Here is a 17,500-nt window from a genome sequence, read left to right as displayed (position 1 = left end):
GGCCGACGTACAGGAAGCGCAGGCTCCCGGCATCGACGGGTGTGCTCCGTCCCACTCCGTGGCCGAAAGGAAAACCGTCCTCGCCACCCCGGCGGAGACTGGCGGGCGACGATCAGCAGGGCGATGAGGAGAAGAGAGGGCGCCGATGGATGAGTTCACGTACAAGCCCGCCGCCGATCGGCTCTTCGGGATCGTCCACATCGCGCTCAACCACGAGGGCGGGACGGTGACGGTGAGCGGTGACGGGCTGCCGCGCTGCGAGATCCGGCGGAGCGCCGGTACCCCGCCGGAAAGCCATGTGCCGATCGGTACGCGCGAACAGGGCCGGCTCACCATGAGCGTGGACGGCGCGGACGAGGCCCTGCGCCCTGCAAAGGGCTTCCTGACCCGGCGTTCGAACCGGGTGTACGTCGGCGGCGCGTCCAGGCCGGTGTCGGGGCTGAGCAGGCTGAGGACCGGGACGCGGGTCCGACGCCGTACCGCTCGGTGAACGCCTCGCGGTAGCGCGTCAGATGGTCGCGCCTGCCCTGAGCGGCGCTGAGCCGCATCAGGACGCCGACGGCGTCGGCCGCGGCTGTCCGATTGAGGCGTCGAGGACCGGCTAGCGCAGGTCGAGTAGGGTGTCGGCCTGGTAGCTCCGCCCGATGTGGCCGGGTACGAGTTCGTCCTGCGCCGCCGCGAGCGCGCGCAGCGAGGCGGTGTCGTGGCCCCGGTCGGCGAGGTCGGCGACGGTACGGAGCTGTTCGGCGGTGGTCGCGGCGGCGGGGACGTCGGTCAGCTTCTTCAGGACGTGGTGCTCGGGGCGCCCCGCGGTCTGCGGCGGCCGCAGGTCGCCGATGAGGAAGCCGAGGTCCCAGCGCTGCCGGACCAGGCCCTCGACGGCCTCGGCGGGCCCGTCGGGGAAGGCGCTGGCGAGTTCGGCGGTGAGCCGCTCGTACAGGACCGGCACGGCGGCCGTCCGCATGACGGGGTCGACGGCGGGGGTGGCCCGGACGCGGACGGTCCGCTCGTCGTGGCGGCCGTACTTGTCGGCCTGCGGCAGGACGACGCGGTCGCCCGCGCGGGCGACCGTCGGGTTGAGGACGAGGTGGAGCCGGCGCATCGTCGGCCCTTTCCGTGGTGGCGGCATGCCCGACAGCCCGAACGAGAGCGTCCGCCACTTGAAGCGGTACCTGGAGTACGCGGAGAACGGCGCGTCGGTGCTCGCCCAGGACACGGCGGGCCCAGCCGGCCCTGCGCCGCCTGCTGACGGGCCTGATCGAAGCCGAAGGACCGCTCTCGTCCGGTCGGGGCAGGCCGCTTCGGACGGGCCGTTCCTGGATGTACCGCACCGCACCGGACCGGGCTCCGGGCGCGCAGGCCCGACGTCGGCCGGACCGTACGGAAGGTGCTGCACGTCGCTGCGGCCGAACGCCGTCTGGCGCTGGGGGAACCGGCGACGGAGTGTCCGGGCATGTCCGACGAGGAACTGACGTGTCACGCCTGCGAGTTCTTCGGATGGCGCCGTCTGGGTTCCGACATCCGAGCCGCGCCCTGACCGCTGACATCGGAGAGCTTCACCGGAGCAACCGTCAGGAGGGGGTCCCCGGCCGGATCACGGCGATCGGCTGATCTCCGTTCCGGGCCGTCGGATGCGGCGGCGTGCGTGCTTCTCGCGTCGCTCTCCGACGCCAGGGTCAGTTCACCGGTCGGGCGAGGTCCGCGACGGGAAGGTCCCCGGCAAGAAGGTCGGCTACGCGCCGAGTGTGCTCGGACAGGTAGAAGTGGCCTCCCTCGTACTCGTGGAAACGGCACTCGCCCGTGGTGTGCTTTTCCCAGTCCCGCATCACGTGCGGCGGGGTTCCGGCGTCGCGGTTGCCGGTGAGGACCCGCACCGGACAGGAGGGCTCGGACCCCGCACGCCACTCGTAGCTCCGGACGGCGTGGTAGTCGGCCCGGAGAGCCGGAAGGATCACCTCCAGCATGGCCGGATCGGAGAGGAGCGCGGTGTCGGTGCCGCCCAGCCGGCGCACGTCCGCGAGCAGGGCGGCGTCGTCCCTGACCGCCTTCGTGGCCCCGACCCCCTGCGACGGCGCCGGGCACCCGGACACGTACAGCCGCGTCGGCGCCACCTGCCGGGCCGCCTCGTACGCCACCAGGGCGCCCATGCTGTGCCCGAACAGGGCCAGCGGGCCGCCGTTCCGAGCGGGCGCGAGCGCCCTGACGACATGCTCCGCGAGTTCTCCGAGGTCATCGATCGCAGGTTCGTACCAGCGGTCCTGGCGGCCCGGGTACTGCACCGCCAGGACCTCCGCGACGCCGCTGAGCCGGGCGGAGAGAGGGACGAAGTAGCTCGCGGAGCCGCCCGCATGCGGAAAGCAGACCAGCTGGACGGGGCGGCTCGCCGGGTCGGGCGCGGCGTGGAAGCTGCGCAGCCACGACTTGGGGTTCACTGTTCGGCTGCCGACGCCACCCAGCGCAGGCCGTCCGCCGAGGGCACCAGCCCGCCGGCGAAAAGGGCCTCCGCCGGATCGAGGTAGCCGCCGAGTGCGGCCTGGACCTGGATCTGGGTGCCCTGCTCCATGACGCTGCCCATGATCTCCGACTGGTACATCGGAGTGGAGTCGTCCCCACCGGTCCGGTCGACCCGGGACACCGAACGCTCGAGTTCCCCGGCGGTGTGCCTGAACCTCGCCCGTACGGACTCGGCGTCGACGAAGGCACCGTCATGGGACGCCACACCGCCGACCAGCTCGACGAAGGCCTCGAGCTCCGAGTCCGCGAAGCTGTTGACCTTCTTCGCCTGCCAGAAGTACGACTCGTGGTCGCTGTTCATGTCGTAGAAGGACACCAGGAATTCGTAGAACAGGCCGTACTCGTGGCGGTAGCGGGCCTCGAACTCGGCGAAGCTCTCCTCCTCGCCGAGTTCGCCCGCCAGGACGGAGTTGATGGACCTCGCAGCCAGCAGGGCGCTGTAGGTCGCGAGGTGCACCCCCGAGGAGAAGACGGGGTCGATGAAGCACGCGGCGTCCCCGACGAGCACCATTCCCGGCCGCCAGTAGCTGCTGTTGCTGTACGAGTAGTCCTTCCGGACGCGCACCTGGCCGTAGACGCCCTCCGTGACGCGTTCGGCGTCGGCCAGCAGGTCGTCGATCCGGGGGCATTTCGCGATGAGGGCCGAGAGCGCCTCGGCGGGGTCGCCCTGCACCGACTCCGCGAACTTGCGGTTCACCACCGCCCCCACACTGGTGAGGGTGTCGCTCAGCGGGATGTACCAGAACCAGCCCTCGTCGAAGGCGGCGCAGAAGATGTTGCCCTGCTTCGGGGCGGGCATCCTCTTGCCGCCTTCGAAATAGCCGAAGACCGCGATGTTGCGGAAGAAGTCCGAGTAGTTGCGCTCGCCGCCGGCCCGGCGGTGGAAGCGGCTCTTGTTCCCGGAGGCATCGACGACGTACCGCGCGCCGGCCGTGTGCCGGGCGCCGGTCGCGTCGGTGTAGGTCACCCCGGTGACCCGCCCGTCGTCCTCGAGCACCTCGGTCACGGCGCAGTTCTCACGTACGTCCACACCGAGTTTGCGGGAGTGCTTGAGCAGGATGTCGTCGAACTTCATCCGCTCGACCTGATACGCATGCGAGGTCGGACCGGCCATCCGCGGGGAGATGGCGAAGGCGAAGGACCACGGTTCGGGGCTGCTGCCCCAGCGGAAGGTGCCGCCGAGTTTGCGGGTGAAACCCGCCTGCTCGATCTCCTCGGCGACGCCCAGGAGCCCGCAGATGCCGTGCACGGTCGCCGGCAGCAGGGACTCACCGATCTGGTACCGGGGGAAGGACTCCTTCTCGAGCAGCAGCACCCGGTGTCCCTGCTTGGCGACGAAGGACGCGACGGTCGAACCGCTCGGGCCGCCGCCGACCACGACGACATCGAACTCTTCAGATGACATGGACATTCTCCTTAACGTGTGGGGCGCGGGCGCGGTCGCAGCACCGGCCGCCGGCGCTTGCGCGCCACGGCCAGCCGGCCCGAGAGCTTCTCGACCGTGGTCGCGTTGAACAGATCCGGGATGGCGATCTCGACGCCCAGCGCCGACCGGATCCGGGACACCAGCCGGGTCGCCAGCAAGGAGTGTCCGCCGAGCTCGAAGAAGTCGTCGTCGATGCCGACCTTAGGCACGCCGAGCAGCTCCGCAAACAGCCGGCACAGCACTTCCTCGCGCTCGTTCCGCGGCTCCCTTCCGGTCCCGGAACCGACCCGGCCCGGTGCGGGCAGGGCACGCCGGTCCACCTTGCCGTTCGGCGTCAGCGGCAGCTCCTCCAGCACGACCAGGGCCGAGGGGACCATGTGGTCGGGCAACACGTCCTGCAAGTGGGCCTTGACCAGCGCTCCCAGGGAGACGGCATCCGCTGAGCGGGAGGGGTCGTTGGTCAGCGCCCGGGGTCCGGAGCCCCGCGGCCGGTACCCGGTCGTGGGCACCCCCGTCACGCCCCGCTCCACGAACAGGACGTCGAGCGTTCCGTCCTCGCCGGGAGGCAGCACCAAAGCGCGGTAGCCGAGCCGTTCGGCACGCTCGGCGAAGTCCCCGGGCCCCGGGAGGAAGTCGTCGCGTTCCGCAAGTCTGTCCCGGGCCTCCTCCGGCGTGCCACCTTCGGCAAGGACGCGGACGGCTGCGACCTCGTGCCCGACCCGCGCGTCGGGGACGCCGCACAGCCGGACGGGCGCGGAACGGGCCTCGGCCAGCCGGTCCGCGAGCACGTCCAGGTCGGTGACGTCTGTACCCCAGACCAGTTCGCGAGCGCCGTCGGTGTCGATGCGTTCGTACGGCTGCTTGTGGAGGACGACGTCGTACCGGTGCGCGGTCAGCTCGTTGCGGAAGTCCGATCGCTTGACGCGGAGGTCTGCCGCGGCGTCCAGGCCGGTGAAGAAGGCCGGATCGATCAGCAGTTCCTTCTCCAGGGACACGGACCGGTCGACTGCCGCACGCACCTCCCGGCCGTCCTCCGCGCCGGCCGGGCGGCCCAGCTCGACCGCCGTGCGCAGCGCCTCCAGCAGGTGGATGTTGCGCACGTCGCCGACGAACACCCGGCCGCCCGGCGCCAGCAGCCCGAGCAGTCCCTGCAGCACCCGCTCCAGATAGCCCGCGTTCGGGAAGTACTGCACGACGGAGTTCAGCACCACCGTGTCGAAGCGGCCCCGGGGCAGCCCGTCGAGGTCGTGGGCCGGCTGGAGCCGTACCTCGACGCGGTCGGACAGCAGCGGGTCCAGGGCCACCTGACCGCGGACTCCCTCGACGATCCGGGGCGAGATGTCGGTGCCCCAGTAGCTTTCGCATTCCGGTGCGATCTTCGCGAGGAGCAGTCCGGTGCCCATGCCGATCTCCAGCACGCGCTTCGGCCGCAGCGCGCGGATCCGGTCGACGGTCGCGTCGCGCCAGGCGCGCATCTCCCCGACGGGGATCGGCCGGCCGTCGTAGCTGCTGTTCCAGCCGGAGAAGTCCTCACCGAACGCTGCCGCTTCCCCGCCCGCGTGGAGCGAGTCGTAGGTGACCTGCCACTCCTGCACCTGCCGATCGTCCCGGTCCTTCGCCACGGCGAGGTCGTTCCCGCTGGGGACGACGTAACCGACGAGGCGCCTGCCGCCCGGCTGGTCCTCCAGGGGCACGACGACGGCCTGCGCCACGCCCGGGTGGGCGGTCATCGCCGCCTCCACCTCGCCGAGTTCGATCCGGAAGCCGCGGACCTTCACCTGGTCGTCGGACCGGCCGACGAATTCGAGCTGGCCGTCGACGCGCCATCGGACCACGTCCCCGGTCCGGTACATCCGCTCCCCGGGAGCGCCGAACGGACAGGCAACGAACCGGCCGGCGGTCAGTCCCGGGCGCCGCAGATAGCCGCGCGCCAGGGCTTCGCCCGCGATGTAGAGCTCGCCCGCCACCCCCGGCGGTGTGGGCCGCAGCCGGTCGTCGAGGACGTAGAGCCGGGTGTTGTCCAGCGGCCGTCCGATGGGCGGCAGGCTGCCGTCGGGGACAAGCCGGTCACTGATGGTGGCGCAGACCGTGGCCTCGGTCGGTCCATAGGCGTTGACCATCCGGCGGCCGGGCGCCCAGCGGGTGACGAGGTCGGCCGGGCAGGCGTCGCCGGCCGTGATCAGCATCATCGACGCGGGCAGGCCGTCGTCCGCAAGGGCCGCGAGCACCGGCGGCGGCAGCGTCACATGGGTGACGCCCTGCTCGTGCATCAGCGCGCTCAGCGCCGGTCCCGGCAGCGTCTTCTCCCTGGGCGCGACGATCAGCGTCGCACCCGCCAGCAGCGCCATGCACATGTCGGAGAAGGCACCGTCGAAGCTGGGCGACGCGAACTGCAGCACGACGCTGTCCGGCGTGACCTCCAGGCGCTCGATCTCGCTGCCCATGCGGCTCGCGATGCCCGCGTGGGAGACGACCACCCCCTTCGGGACGCCGGTGGAGCCGGAGGTGTAGATGACATAGGCGGCATGGCCGGGGCGCAGGGGCGCCACGCGGTCGCCGTCCACCAGGTCCTCACCCCTGAGCAGGGAGACGGCAGAACGGGTCGCGTCGTCGAGGACGATCCGGGCGAGCCCGGCGGGCAGTGCGACCGTGCTGTCCGACGCGGTCAGCACGCACCGCGGCGCGGCGTCGCCGAGCATGAACGCGATGCGGTCCGCGGGGTAGTCCGGATCCACGGGCAGATAGGCGGCACCGGCCTTCAGCACCGCCAGCATGGCCGTGGTCAGCTCGATCGAGCGGGGCAGCGCGAGCGCGACGTGGTCGTCCGGCCCCACCCCGCAGGCCACCAGATGCCGGGCCAGCCGATTGGCGTTCTCGTTCAGCTCCCGGTAGGTGAGCGCGGTCCCCTCGCAGCGGATCGCGAATGCGTCGGGTGTCGCTTCCACCTGGGTCTGGAAGAGCTCCGGGAAAACCGTCGGGGCGACGTCCCGGTCGGTGTCGTTCCACTGGCGCAGCACCAGGTGCCGTTCGGCGGGGTCGAGGACGTCGACGTCGCCGAGACGTGTCTCTGGGGCGGCCGTCATCACTTCGAAGACCTGGACGAGCCGGTCCAGCATCCGCTCGACGGTGGCCGGGTCGAACAGTTCGACCGCGTACTCGACCACACCGGTCAGCCCGTTCGGGGCGCCGTGCTCGTCGAACTGCTCGAACACGCTGAACGCCAGGTCGAACTTCGCCGTGTCGGTGTAGAGCTGCCTGGCCTCCACCTCCAGTCCGGGCAGCCGGAACTCGACGGCGGCGAGGTTCTGGAACGCCAGCATCACCTGGAACAGGGGGTGCCGCGACGTCGACCGGCTCGGGTTGAGGATCTCCACCAGGCGCTCGAACGGAAGGTCCTGGTGGGCATAGGCGCTGAGGTCGGTCTCCCGTACCCGCGCGATGAGTTCGCGCAGCGACGGGTCATCGCGGAGGTCGGTGCGCAACACCAGGGTGTTGACGAAGAATCCGACGAGCGGGTCCAGGCTCTCGTCGGTCCGGCCGGCGATTGCCGTGCCGATGGAGACGTCCGTACCCGCACCAAGGCGGCTGAGCAGTGCGGACAGGCCGGCCTGGACCACCATGAACAGGCTCGCGTCGCTCTGCCGGGCCAGTTCGGTGAGGCGGGTGTGGAGGCCGGCGCCGATGTCGAACCGGGCGGTCGAGCCACGGTAGCTGGCTACCGCGGGCCGCTGCCGGTCCACCGGCAGCGGCAGCTCCTGCGGCGCTCCGTCCAGTGCCTTCGCCCAGTACCGGATCTGCTCGTTGATCAGGCTGTCCGGGTCGTCCTCGGTGCCCAGCAGCCGCTGCTGCCACAGCGTGTAGTCCGCGTACTGGACGGGCAGTTCGGGGGCGCCGTCCACGAGCCCGGCGGTCCGGGCCCGGTAGGCGGCCGCCAGGTCGTCCGCCAGCGGGGCCATCGACCAGCCGTCGCCGGCGATGTGGTGGATCACGAGGGCGAGCACGTGCTCGTTCGGGGACAGGGCGAAGAGGTGTGCACGCAGCGGCGGATCGGTGGCCAGGTCGAACTCCCGGCCACAGAAAGCGGCGACCTCGGCGTCCAGCGCCTGCCCGTCGGTGCCGGTGCACGCGAGCGGGGGCCGGACGTCGAGCACGCGCTGGAACGGAACCCCGTCGACCTCCCCGAACACCGTCCGCAGTGCCTCGTGCCGGTCGGTCAGGTCCCCGAGCGCCGCGGCCAGGGCCACGCGGTCGAGCCGGCCGGTCAGCCGCAGCACGACCGGCATGTTGTAGGTCGCGCTGGGGCCCTCCATCTGGCCGAGGAACCACAGGCGGCGCTGCGCGAAGGACAGCGGCAGCCGGTCGGGGCGCTGTGCGCGGGTCACGGCGGGCCGCAGCGAGCCGCCGACCTCGTCCAGCCGCCGCGCGAGCTCCGCCACCGTGGGTGCGCCGAAGACGTCGCGGACGGTGAGTTCCACACCGAAGGCCGGCCTGATCCTGGAAACCAGCTTCGTCGCGAGGAGCGAGTGCCCCCCGAGGTCGAAGAAGTGATCGTCGATGTGCACCTTGGCCGCACCGGTGACATCCGCGAACAGGCCGCAGAGGATCTCCTCCCGCGGGTTGCGCGGGGCACGGCTCGTGGCGCTGCCGGTGAACGTGACGGCAGGCAGCGCACGGCGGTCCAGTTTTCCGTTGGAGGTCAGCGGGAGCCGGTCGAGGACGACGACCGCGGCGGGAACCATGTGCCGGGGCAGGACCTCGCCGGCCGACCTCCGCGCAGCCGCCGGGTCGACGGTCCGCCCCTCGTGCGGCACGACGTAAGCGATCAGTCGCTGCCCGCCGGGGACGTCCTCACGGGCGACGACGGCGACCTCGCGGACGGAGTCGTCGTCGGCCAGCACGGATTCGATCTCGCCCGGCTCGATGCGGAACCCGCGGATCTTGACCTGGTCGTCGGCACGTCCGAGGAATTCGAGCTGCCCGTCGGTACGCCACCGGACGAGGTCGCCCGTCCGGTACATCCGCTCGCCCGGTAGGCCTGCGGCTTCGGCCGGGCAGGCGAGGAACCGCTGGGCGGTCAGCGCCGGACGTCCCCGGTAGCCCCGTGCCAGTCCCGGACCCGCCAGGTACAGCTCGCCGGTGACGCCCGCCGGCACCGGGCGCAGCGCGCCGTCCAGGACGAGGACCCGCATGTTGTCGATCGGACGGCCGATCGGGGGCGTCCCGCCGCCGGACAGGGGGTCCGACATGGTCGCGCAGACCGTCGCCTCGGTCGGCCCGTACGCATTGAGCACGCGGCGGCCCGGCGACCAGGTGTCGACGACCTCGGCCGGACAGGCCTCGCCGGCCAGGTTGAGGGTCAGGTCCGCGGGCAGCTCGTCGGGCCGCATCGTGGCGAGGACAGCGGGTGGCAGGGTCACATGGGTCAGCGCGTGCTTTGCGGCCAGCTCGGTCAGGGTACGGCCCGGGGCGAGCTGTTCGGCACGTGCGAGCACCAGGGCCGCTCCGGACAGGAGCGCCATCGACACTTCGGAGAACGCCGCGTCGAAGCTCGGGGACGCGAACTGGAGCACCCGGCTGCGCTCGTCCACGCCCAGCCGGGCGATCTGCCCGAAGGCGAGCGAGGCCGCACCGGCGTGGGTGACGACGACGCCCTTCGGCCGGCCGGTGGAGCCGGAGGTGTAGATGACGTAGGCCGGGTGGTCCGGCAGCAGCGGGGCGAGCCGGTCGCCGTCGGTCAGGTCTGCGGCCGGGGCGGAGTCCGTGCGGGTGCCGGACCAACCGTCGATCGTGAGCCGGGGAAGGCCGTCCGGCAGGCCCTCCGGGCTCTCCGCGCCGACGACGACGCAGGCGGGCGTGGCATCCGCACACATGAACGCGATGCGCTCCGCCGGGTGCTCCGGATCGAGCGGGAGGTACGCGCCTCCCGCTTTGGACACCGCGAGCATGGCGGTGACCAGCTCGATGGAGCGCGGAAGCGCCAGCGCCACCACGCTCTCCGGGCCGATGCCGGAGGCGACCAGCGAGCGGGCGAGGCGGTTGGCGCGGGCGTTCAGCCGGCCGTAACTCACCTCGGTGTCCTCGAAGACGACGGCGGTCGCGTCGGGGGTCCTGGCGGCCTGTGCCTCGAAGAGCGCGGGCCAGGTGGCCGCCGGGTGCTCCCGGGCCGTGTCGTTCCACTCGTGCAGCACCCGTCGGCGCTCCGCCTCGTCGAGCAGCTCGATCCGGCCGACCTCCACCGCCGGGTCGTCCGCCATCGCCCGCAGCACCCGCAACAGGCCGCGCTGGTGCGTCAGGAGGTCCTCCCGCGTGTACAGAGCACTCGCGTCGAGGTCGACGCGCAGCCCCTGCCCTTCACCGCGGTCGTAGACCGTGACGGACAGGTCCTCGACCAGCCCGCCCGCGAGATTGTGGGAGGTCATCGGGTGACCGCCGAAGCCGTGGTCGTAGCTGAACGGCAGGTAGTTGACGACCGGGCCGACCAGTGTCCCGTCCTCCAGGGACAGCCGCTGGTCGCGGCGCATGTCCTCGTAGCGGTACCGCTGGTGGCGCAGCGCATCACGGGCGCGGGAGAGCACGTGCCGGGCGAGGTCGGCGCAGCTGGTCCCACTGGTCACGGTCAGGCGCAGCGGCAGCAGGTTGGACACCATCCCCGCCGCGCCGGAACCGGGGCCCGGCCGTGCCGTCACCGGCAGTCCGAGCACGAGGTCCTGCGCTCCGGTGATCCGGTGGAGGTAGGCGGCCACGGCGGTGAGCAGGAGGGTGGGCAACGCTCGCCCGGTGGAGTCGGTCAGCCGCCGCTGGAGGTCCGCGCCGAGCTGCGTCGAGCAGCGCGCCGGCTCTTCGGCCGGGCCGGCCGGTCCCTTGGCCAGGGTCACCGGGTCCGGCAGGCCTTCCAGCCGGGCACGCCAGTACTCGCGGTCGGCGGTGAAGGAGTCGGAGGCACGGTAGCCGGCCTCCTCGTCGAGCAGACCGCGCAGGGGCAGCGACTCCGCGGAACGGACGGGTTCACCGGCGACGAGCGCCGAGTACACCTCTGCGACGCGGCGGACCACCGTCGCCCCGCTGTGACCGTCCAGGGCGGCGTGGTGGAACCGGAAGTACCACTGCCAGCGGTCCGCGGACACCTTGAACAGCAGGATGGTGTGCAGCGGTCCCTGGGACAGTTCGACCGGCCGGTCCAGATCGGCGCGCATCCGCCCGAGGGCGGAGCCCGCGGGATCCGGCAGCAGGGAGACGTCGACGACGTCCACGGTGGCGTCCACGGAATCGGCGACGAACTGTCGCGGTCCGTCGGCCTCTTCGGTGAACCTGAGGCGCAGCGCCTCGGTCTCGTCGACGACCCGGCGCCAGGCGGCCCCGAATGCCTCGGGGTCGACCGGGCCGCGGATGTCGAAGTACTCCGCGATGGCGTACCGCCGGCCGCTGGGATCGAGTTGATGTCCGTACCAGATTCCGCGCTGCGCGGCGGAAAGCGGCAGCAGGTCACCGCCGACGTTGCTCATGTTCATTCCCGGGGTAGTGGCCGGTGGTGCAGGGCTGCGGATGTCAGGAGGCTTCGCGCAGGCTCTTCGGCCGCATGTCCGTCCAGTTCTCCTCGATGTGGGCCAGGCAGGCCTCGCGGCTGCTCCCGGAGAGCTCCGCGTGCCAGCCCTCCGGAACATCGGCGAATTCGGGCCAGAGCGAATACTGTCCCTCGTCGTTCACCAGAACGGAGAAGGTCGACTCGTTGTCGTCGAACGGATTGGTCATGGGACTACCCCTATCGCATCGGCGCGCTCGGACTGCAGAATTGCCCGCGCGACGCCGTCCCGACAAGTGGGGGGACGGTACGGGACGGAACGAGACACCGGCGGTTGTGTACCCGACGGAAGCCCGGCAAGTAGTCTTCCGGACGGATTCGAATTGCCCTTCTCCTCTGAATTGGGGTCAGCACATTGCTCGCTGGGAAAACGACAGAACCCGGCCGGCGGCGGGTAGTGATCACCGGTCTCGGCGCAGTTTCCAGCATCGGCACCTCGGTCGCCGAATTCCTTGCGGGGCTGCGCGCCGGCCGCAGCGAGGTCCGGCCCATATCCGCTTTCGACACCACCGGTTTCGAGCATGCCAACGGCTGTGAGATATACGGGTTCGAGCCGGGGCGATGGATCGAGCGGCTCGACCCCGGAGAGCTGGGCCGGGCGGCCCGGTTCGCCGTGGCCGCCGCCAGGATGGCCGCGGGCCACGCCGGTCTGACCCCGGAGGTGTTGGCCGCGAGCCGCGTCCTGGTGGCGGTCGGCACCACGGACGGTGAGACCCGCGACCTGGACCGGCTGGTGGCGCAGGACGTGGCGGAACCGGGTGCGATGGCCCCGCGGATCGCCCGCCGGGCCTCGACCTCCCGGCTGGCCGCCTCCGTCGCCCGCGAGTTCGGGCTCGCCGACGCCGAGGCCGTGACCGTCCCGACGGCCTGTGCCGCCGGCAACTACGCGATCGGCTACGGGCTCGACGCCATCCGAGCGGGCGACGCGGATCTGGCGTTCTGCGGCGGAGCGGACGCGGTCTGCCTCAAGACCTTCGCCGGGTTCTACCGGCTCGGCACCATCGCCCCCGACCGCTGCCGCCCCTTCGACCTCGACCGCAAGGGCATCCTCACCGGCGAGGGGTCGGGGATCCTGGTGCTGGAGAGTCTGGAGTCGGCGCTCGCCCGGGGCGCCCGGATCCACGCCGAGGTACTCGGATACGGGCTCAACTGCGACGCGTACCACCAGGTCGCGCCCCTGGAGGAGAGCGTCGCCGACTGCATGCGACTGGCGCTCGCCGACGCGGGCATCGCACCGGACGACGTGGATCTGATCTCGGCGCACGGCACCGGCACGAAGGCCAACGACAGCACCGAGGCCGGCGCGATCCGCACGGTCTTCGGCGGACGGCCGCCCCGCACGGTGTCGATGAAGTCGATGCTCGGGCACGCCATGGGCGCGGCCAGCGCGCTGGCCGCGATCGGATGCACGCTGGCCCTGGAACACGGCTTCATCCCGCCGACCGTCAACCACACCACGACCGACCCCGAGTGCGGTCTCGACTGCGTGCCCAACGAGTCGGTGACGGCGGACCTGCGGATCGTGCAGAACAACGGTCTCGCCTTCGGGGGCAACAACGCGGTGGTCGTCTTCGGCCGCTACGACGAAGGAGCAGCATGACAGGCACGCGACCCGTCATCACGGCATGGTCGGCGATCTCGCCGTTCGGGTTCGGCGCGGACGCCTTCCGGGACGGTCTGCGGGGCGGGGCTCCGGCCGCCGCCCCGTCCTCCGGTCCCGCGCCGGACACCTGCGGCCGACGGGTTCCGGGCTTCGACGCCCGCACCGTGCTCGGCAAGAAGGGCACCCGCTCGATGGACCGGGTCACCGCGCTCGCGGTGGCCGGCGTCGGCGAACTGGTGGATCCGCCGGACGCTGTCGGCACCCCGGCCGGGGGCCCGGCCCCCGGCCTGGTCCTCGGTACCACCGGCAGTGTGCAGTCCACGATGGACTTCACCCGCAGCTCGCTCGACGGCGACCGGCCGTTCTACGTCGACCCGGCCCGATTCCCCAACACGGTGATGAACTGCGCGGCAGGCCAGTGCGCGATCTGGCACGGGTTGAAAGGGCCGAACGCGACGATCGCCGGCGGCCGGGCGGCGGGCCTCCTCGCCCTGAACTACGCGCGCCGGCTGCAGGCCGGCGGCCGGGCGGGCACCCTGTTCTGCGGCGGCGCCGAGGAGTACTCCGACGCGCGGGCACGGCTGCACCACCACGGCCGGGGCGGCGCCCCGGACGGAACCGTCCTCGGCGAGGGGGCGGCGATCCTTCGCCTGGAGCCGGCCGGCTCCGCTGCGGCCGAGCGTCACGGCCTTGCCGAGGTCGTCGCGCTGGAATTCGGCGTGCACGAGGACGTCGGGGAGATCCCGGCGACCCTGCTCCGCTGTGTGCGCCGGGCGCTGGAACGGGCCGGTGCACGGCCCGCGGACGTCGCACTCGTCGCGCCGGGCGCGCTCGACGGCCCGGAACAGGCTTCGCTCTCGGAGCTCTTCGGTGCCCGGTTGCCCGCGGAGGTCGACTGCGCCGGCCTGATCGGCGACCAGGCGGCCGCAGCCGCCGCCTTCCAGGTGCTCGCCGTGCTCGTCAGGGCCGAGGAGGATCCGCTGCTCGCCGGCCGACTGGCGCTGGTGACCGCGGTCGACCACGACGGCACCCTCGGCTGCGCCCTGCTGCGGCCGCACCCCGCACGCTGACCACGACACGACCACGGCGAGGACTCCTTGACCAGTACCAGCACCGAAGAGCAGTGGGACGCCATCGTCGTGGGGGGCGGGCTCGGCAGCCTGACCTGCGCCGCCTATCTCGCCGTCGGGGGGCGGCGGGTGCTCGTGCTCGAACAGCACGACTGGGCGGGCGGCAACAGTCACGTCTTCCGCCGCCGCCGTGCCTACGAGTTCGACGTCGGCGTGCACTACCTGGGCGACTGCGGCCCCGACGGCGTCATCCCGGCCATCCTGTCGGGGCTCGGGGCCGGCGACCGGATGAAGTTCCGTGAACTTGACCGGGACTGCTTCGACCAGGTCCTGGTCCCCGGGCTCACCCTCGACGTGCCCGCCGACTGGGACGCGTACCTGGCCCGCTTGGAAGAGGCACTGCCCGAGGACGCGGAGGGCCTGCGCACGTTCACCGGCATCTGCCGGGCCGTCGGCGGTGAACAGCGCTGGGCGCTGCTCACCGACGCCCCGCTTCCGGAGATGGCCGCTGGCACCCGGCACGTACGGGCCTGGGGCCGGCGGCCGCTGTCCGAGCTGTTCGACCACTGCCGGCTGTCCACGCAGGCCCGCACGGTGCTCGCCGCCCAGTCGCCGAACTACGGCATGGGCCCGGACGTCGCGACGGTGGCCACCCATGCCACGGTGACCGACCACTACATCCGGGGCGCCTACGTCCCGGTCGGCGGCGGTCAGACACTGGCGGCGACGCTGGTCGAGGTCCTGGAGGCGCACGGCGGCGAGCTGCGCACCCGCAGCCGGGTCACCTCGATCGACGTGACGGAGCGCACGGCCACCGGAGTGCACCTGGCCGACGGGACGTCGCTCACCGCGCCGCTGGTGGTTTCCGGCGCGGACTACCGGCGCACGGTGCTGGACCTGGTGGGCGCGGAGCACTTCAGCCCGCGGATCGTGCGTGCGACCCGGGAGGCGACGATGGGGCTGCCCTTCGCGACCGTCTATGTCGCCCTCGACCGGCCGCCGGCACGGCAGGCCGAGGCCAACATCTGGTGGTACGACCACGAGGACATCGGCGACCTCTACCGCGGGCTGCACGCGGGCGAGCAGCCGGACGACGTCCGTTTCCTCTTCATCTCGTTCGCCTCGCTCAAGGAGCCCGGCGCCCGGCACCTGTGCCCGCCCGGACACGCGAACTTCCAGCTGATGACGATGTGCCCGCCCGGCTACCGCCACTGGGGTGTCGACCGGGGACCGGCCGAGGGCGGCCGGTACCGCCGCGAGCCGGCCTATCTGGCGGAGAAGAGACGCTTCACCGACGCCGTGCTACGGGCAGGTGAGCGGGTGCTGGGGCCCTTCCGGGATCACATCACCCATCTCGAGCTGGCCACACCGCTGACCCAGGAGCGCTACACGCTCTCCACGGGGGGATCTCCGTTCGGCCTGGCGACCTGGGGCGCCGGCGGCGCCCGGCCGGACACCGCCACCGGCGTCGAGGGCCTGCACGTCGTCGGACAGAGCACCCGATACGGCAGCGGGATCACGGGCGTGATGGTCAGCGGGATCGCCTGCGCCGCCCGGATCCTCGGGCGGCCCCTGCTGACCGAGGCACATGCCGGCACGGTGTTCGCCCCACCGGGACGGCTGCCCGCGCGCGCTGCGGGCTGGGACCCGCTCGCCGTCTCCCGGGGGGCGGCGAGGCGCAACGCGCGCGGACTGGCCAGGGTGGACTGACGACGGGGCCCGGGAAGGGTCAGCGCTTCACGGCGAGGGTGAGGCCGTCGGCGAACGGCAGCATGCACAGGTCGACCCGGTCGTCCTCACGCAGCTTCGCGTTGAAGGCGCGCAGCGCGCGGGTCTCGTCGTCCTGCGCCGACTCGTCGACGACCCGCCCGGACCACAGCACGTTGTCCGCGGCCAGCAGGCCGCCCGGCCGCAGCAGGGTGAGACCGTACTCGTAGTAGGTCTCGTAGCCCTCCTTGTCCGCGTCCAGGAACACGAAGTCGTAGCCGCCGGCCGCGCCCTCCTCCTGGACGAGGGCGGCCAGGCTCTCCCGGGCGTCGCCGACCCGGAGGTCCACCTTGCCGGCGACCCCCGCCCGCTCGCAGTGCCCGAGCGCGGTCTTCGCCCACTCCTCGCTGATGTCGCAGGCCGTGACACGGCCGTCGGCGGGCAGGGTCAGCGCCGTGCGGAGCAGGCTGTAGCCGGTGAAGACGCCGACCTCGAGGGTCCGCTTCGCGCCGATGGCCCGCAGCAGCACGGACAGGAACTGGCCCTGCTCGGGTGAGATCTGCATGTTGCGCTCGTCGAGCCGCGAAGTCTCCTCTCGCAGCTCGCCCAACGGCGCGGGTTCGGACAGGGAGACGTCCGCTATGTAGTCCTGGAGTTCCTCGGTGATGGTGACCTGGATCCTCATGTCCTCATTCTCCTTGTGATGTAGGCCGGCATGGAGTCCTCACAGCCGGGTCAGGAACCGCCGTACCTCGGCGACCAGGTGGTCGACCGACTCGGCGGCGAAAAGCACCGGCATGCACTCCGTGTCGTCGAAGTCCTGCGCCACGATGTCGGCGGTGTCGAAGGTCCGCAGCTCCACCTTGTCCAGCGATTCCATCTCCGCGACCGAGGACAGCAGGGCCGCTCCGCACACCCGGGGGCGGCCGCCCTCGTACACGACGCCGGTCTCCATGGCGAACCAGAAGACCTGTACCAGGTCCCGCAGGGCGGCCGGGGCGGACACCCGCCGGGCGGCCTCACCGAAGCGCCGGTACAGGTCCGCGAAGACGGGATCGCCCAGCATCACGGCGTGGCCGATCAGCTCGTGCAGGACGTCCGGTTCCGGGGAGTGGTAGGGCGATTCGGGCCGGCGCAGGTACTGGGTCGCGTAGAAACCGCTGTCCGCGAAGGTCCCGAGGAACCGCTGGGCGGGAACGGTCCCTTCCGCGGGCCTCAGATGGAAGCCGGTCAGTCCGGTCAGTACCGAGGAGACCTCGGCCAGTTGCGGGACCCGCTGCCGCGGCAGGACGACGGCCTCGGCGGCCCGCCGGTAGCTCTCACACGCCACTTCCTCGTGCAGGGAACCCAGTTTGGCGGTGACCGTCTCCCAAAGGACGTCCTCCTCTTCGGTGTACGCAACGGCTGGCAATGGTTCGCCGGGCCGCCATTCCCTGGCCGCTTGCTGACGCGTGGCCTTCTGGCGCTCGTATTCATCAGTCATCGCGTCCTGTTCCACCCATCCCCTCGAATTCGGGTCACAACTCCCCCTCATATCCCGTTGTGCACGCTAACCCACGGCCCCTGGAGGGGGATACGAGGAGCGACTGTCTCGTTCCGTC

The 17,500-nt window shown here is 71.8% G+C and carries 11 protein-coding genes; 4 read left to right on the top strand and 7 right to left on the bottom strand.

From position 1 onward, the window contains the following. The first annotated feature begins 145 nt into the window (after positions 1-145). Positions 146-490: a hypothetical protein gene (locus ACPU2J_RS25865; RefSeq protein WP_423834096.1), complete on the top strand. Its 345-nt coding sequence runs from the start codon at positions 146-148 to the stop codon at positions 488-490. 111 nt (positions 491-601) lie between these two features. Here ACPU2J_RS25865 and ACPU2J_RS25860 read toward each other — a convergent pair whose 3' ends face one another. The 5 genes from ACPU2J_RS25860 to ACPU2J_RS25840 all read right to left on the bottom strand — a co-directional run bounded on the left by ACPU2J_RS25860 (position 602) and on the right by ACPU2J_RS25840 (position 11,689). Then, positions 602-1,216, bottom strand: coding sequence for a lantibiotic dehydratase (locus ACPU2J_RS25860; protein ID WP_423834095.1), 615 nt, complete (start codon positions 1,214-1,216; stop codon positions 602-604). Between the two features lie 460 nt (positions 1,217-1,676). Next, a complete protein-coding gene (locus tag ACPU2J_RS25855) occupies positions 1,677-2,432 on the bottom strand; it encodes a thioesterase II family protein (RefSeq protein ID WP_423834094.1) in 756 nt (251 codons plus the stop codon). Then, entirely contained in the window at positions 2,429-3,919 is a 1,491-nt protein-coding gene (locus ACPU2J_RS25850; RefSeq protein ID WP_423834093.1) for an FAD-dependent oxidoreductase, read from the bottom strand. The genes ACPU2J_RS25855 and ACPU2J_RS25850 overlap by 4 nt, the downstream gene beginning before the upstream one ends. Positions 3,920-3,930: 11 nt before the next feature. Further along, positions 3,931-11,442 carry an amino acid adenylation domain-containing protein gene (locus tag ACPU2J_RS25845; protein ID WP_423834092.1) on the bottom strand — a complete coding sequence of 2,504 codons (7,512 nt, stop codon included), beginning with the start codon at positions 11,440-11,442 and terminating at the stop codon, positions 3,931-3,933. A gap of 43 nt (positions 11,443-11,485) precedes the next feature. Beyond that, a complete protein-coding gene (locus tag ACPU2J_RS25840; protein WP_399820513.1) occupies positions 11,486-11,689 on the bottom strand; it encodes an MbtH family protein in 204 nt (67 codons plus the stop codon). Positions 11,690-11,916: 227 nt separating this feature from the next. Between ACPU2J_RS25840 and ACPU2J_RS25835 the strand changes: the two genes are divergently transcribed. Genes ACPU2J_RS25835 through ACPU2J_RS25825 form a run of 3 tightly spaced genes read left to right on the top strand, consistent with a single transcriptional unit; the run spans position 11,917 to position 15,902 of the window. Then, positions 11,917-13,119, top strand: coding sequence for a beta-ketoacyl-[acyl-carrier-protein] synthase family protein (locus ACPU2J_RS25835; RefSeq protein ID WP_423834091.1), 1,203 nt, complete (start codon positions 11,917-11,919; stop codon positions 13,117-13,119). Continuing rightward, positions 13,116-14,192 carry a beta-ketoacyl synthase N-terminal-like domain-containing protein gene (locus tag ACPU2J_RS25830; protein ID WP_423834090.1) on the top strand — a complete coding sequence of 359 codons (1,077 nt, stop codon included), beginning with the start codon at positions 13,116-13,118 and terminating at the stop codon, positions 14,190-14,192. Before ACPU2J_RS25835 ends, ACPU2J_RS25830 begins: the two co-directional genes overlap by 4 nt. 27 nt (positions 14,193-14,219) lie before the next feature. After that, positions 14,220-15,902: a phytoene desaturase family protein gene (locus tag ACPU2J_RS25825; protein ID WP_399820519.1), complete on the top strand. Its 1,683-nt coding sequence runs from the start codon at positions 14,220-14,222 to the stop codon at positions 15,900-15,902. Between the two features lie 19 nt (positions 15,903-15,921). Here the strand turns inward: ACPU2J_RS25825 and ACPU2J_RS25820 are convergent, their stop codons facing one another. Together ACPU2J_RS25820 and ACPU2J_RS25815 are read right to left on the bottom strand one after the other, a co-directional pair. Beyond that, positions 15,922-16,584 carry an O-methyltransferase gene (locus ACPU2J_RS25820; protein WP_399820522.1) on the bottom strand — a complete coding sequence of 221 codons (663 nt, stop codon included), beginning with the start codon at positions 16,582-16,584 and terminating at the stop codon, positions 15,922-15,924. 39 nt (positions 16,585-16,623) lie between these two features. After that, complete coding sequence (locus ACPU2J_RS25815; RefSeq protein ID WP_423834089.1) at positions 16,624-17,382, bottom strand: phenylalanine 4-monooxygenase; 759 nt, start codon at positions 17,380-17,382, stop codon at positions 16,624-16,626. Positions 17,383-17,500: the final 118 nt, after the last annotated feature.

Source organism: Streptomyces manipurensis (assembly GCF_049570255.1).
Classification (GTDB): domain Bacteria; phylum Actinomycetota; class Actinomycetes; order Streptomycetales; family Streptomycetaceae; genus Streptomyces; species Streptomyces manipurensis.
Note: the sequence above shows the minus strand (reverse complement) of the source record. Positions and strands in the feature narration are given on the sequence as shown.

Excerpts from the sequence above, each read along its gene's own strand:
- ACPU2J_RS25865 (WP_423834096.1), top strand. The coding sequence starts at position 146 with ATGGATGAGTTCACGTACAAGCCCGCCGCCGATCGGCTCTTCGGGATC.
- ACPU2J_RS25850 (WP_423834093.1), bottom strand. The coding sequence starts at position 3,919 with ATGTCATCTGAAGAGTTCGATGTCGTCGTGGTCGGCGGCGGCCCGAGC.
- ACPU2J_RS25845 (WP_423834092.1), bottom strand. The coding sequence starts at position 11,442 with ATGAGCAACGTCGGCGGTGACCTGCTGCCGCTTTCCGCCGCGCAGCGC.
- ACPU2J_RS25840 (WP_399820513.1), bottom strand. The coding sequence starts at position 11,689 with ATGACCAATCCGTTCGACGACAACGAGTCGACCTTCTCCGTTCTGGTG.
- ACPU2J_RS25830 (WP_423834090.1), top strand. The coding sequence starts at position 13,116 with ATGACAGGCACGCGACCCGTCATCACGGCATGGTCGGCGATCTCGCCG.
- ACPU2J_RS25820 (WP_399820522.1), bottom strand. The coding sequence starts at position 16,584 with ATGAGGATCCAGGTCACCATCACCGAGGAACTCCAGGACTACATAGCG.
- ACPU2J_RS25815 (WP_423834089.1), bottom strand. The coding sequence starts at position 17,382 with ATGACTGATGAATACGAGCGCCAGAAGGCCACGCGTCAGCAAGCGGCC.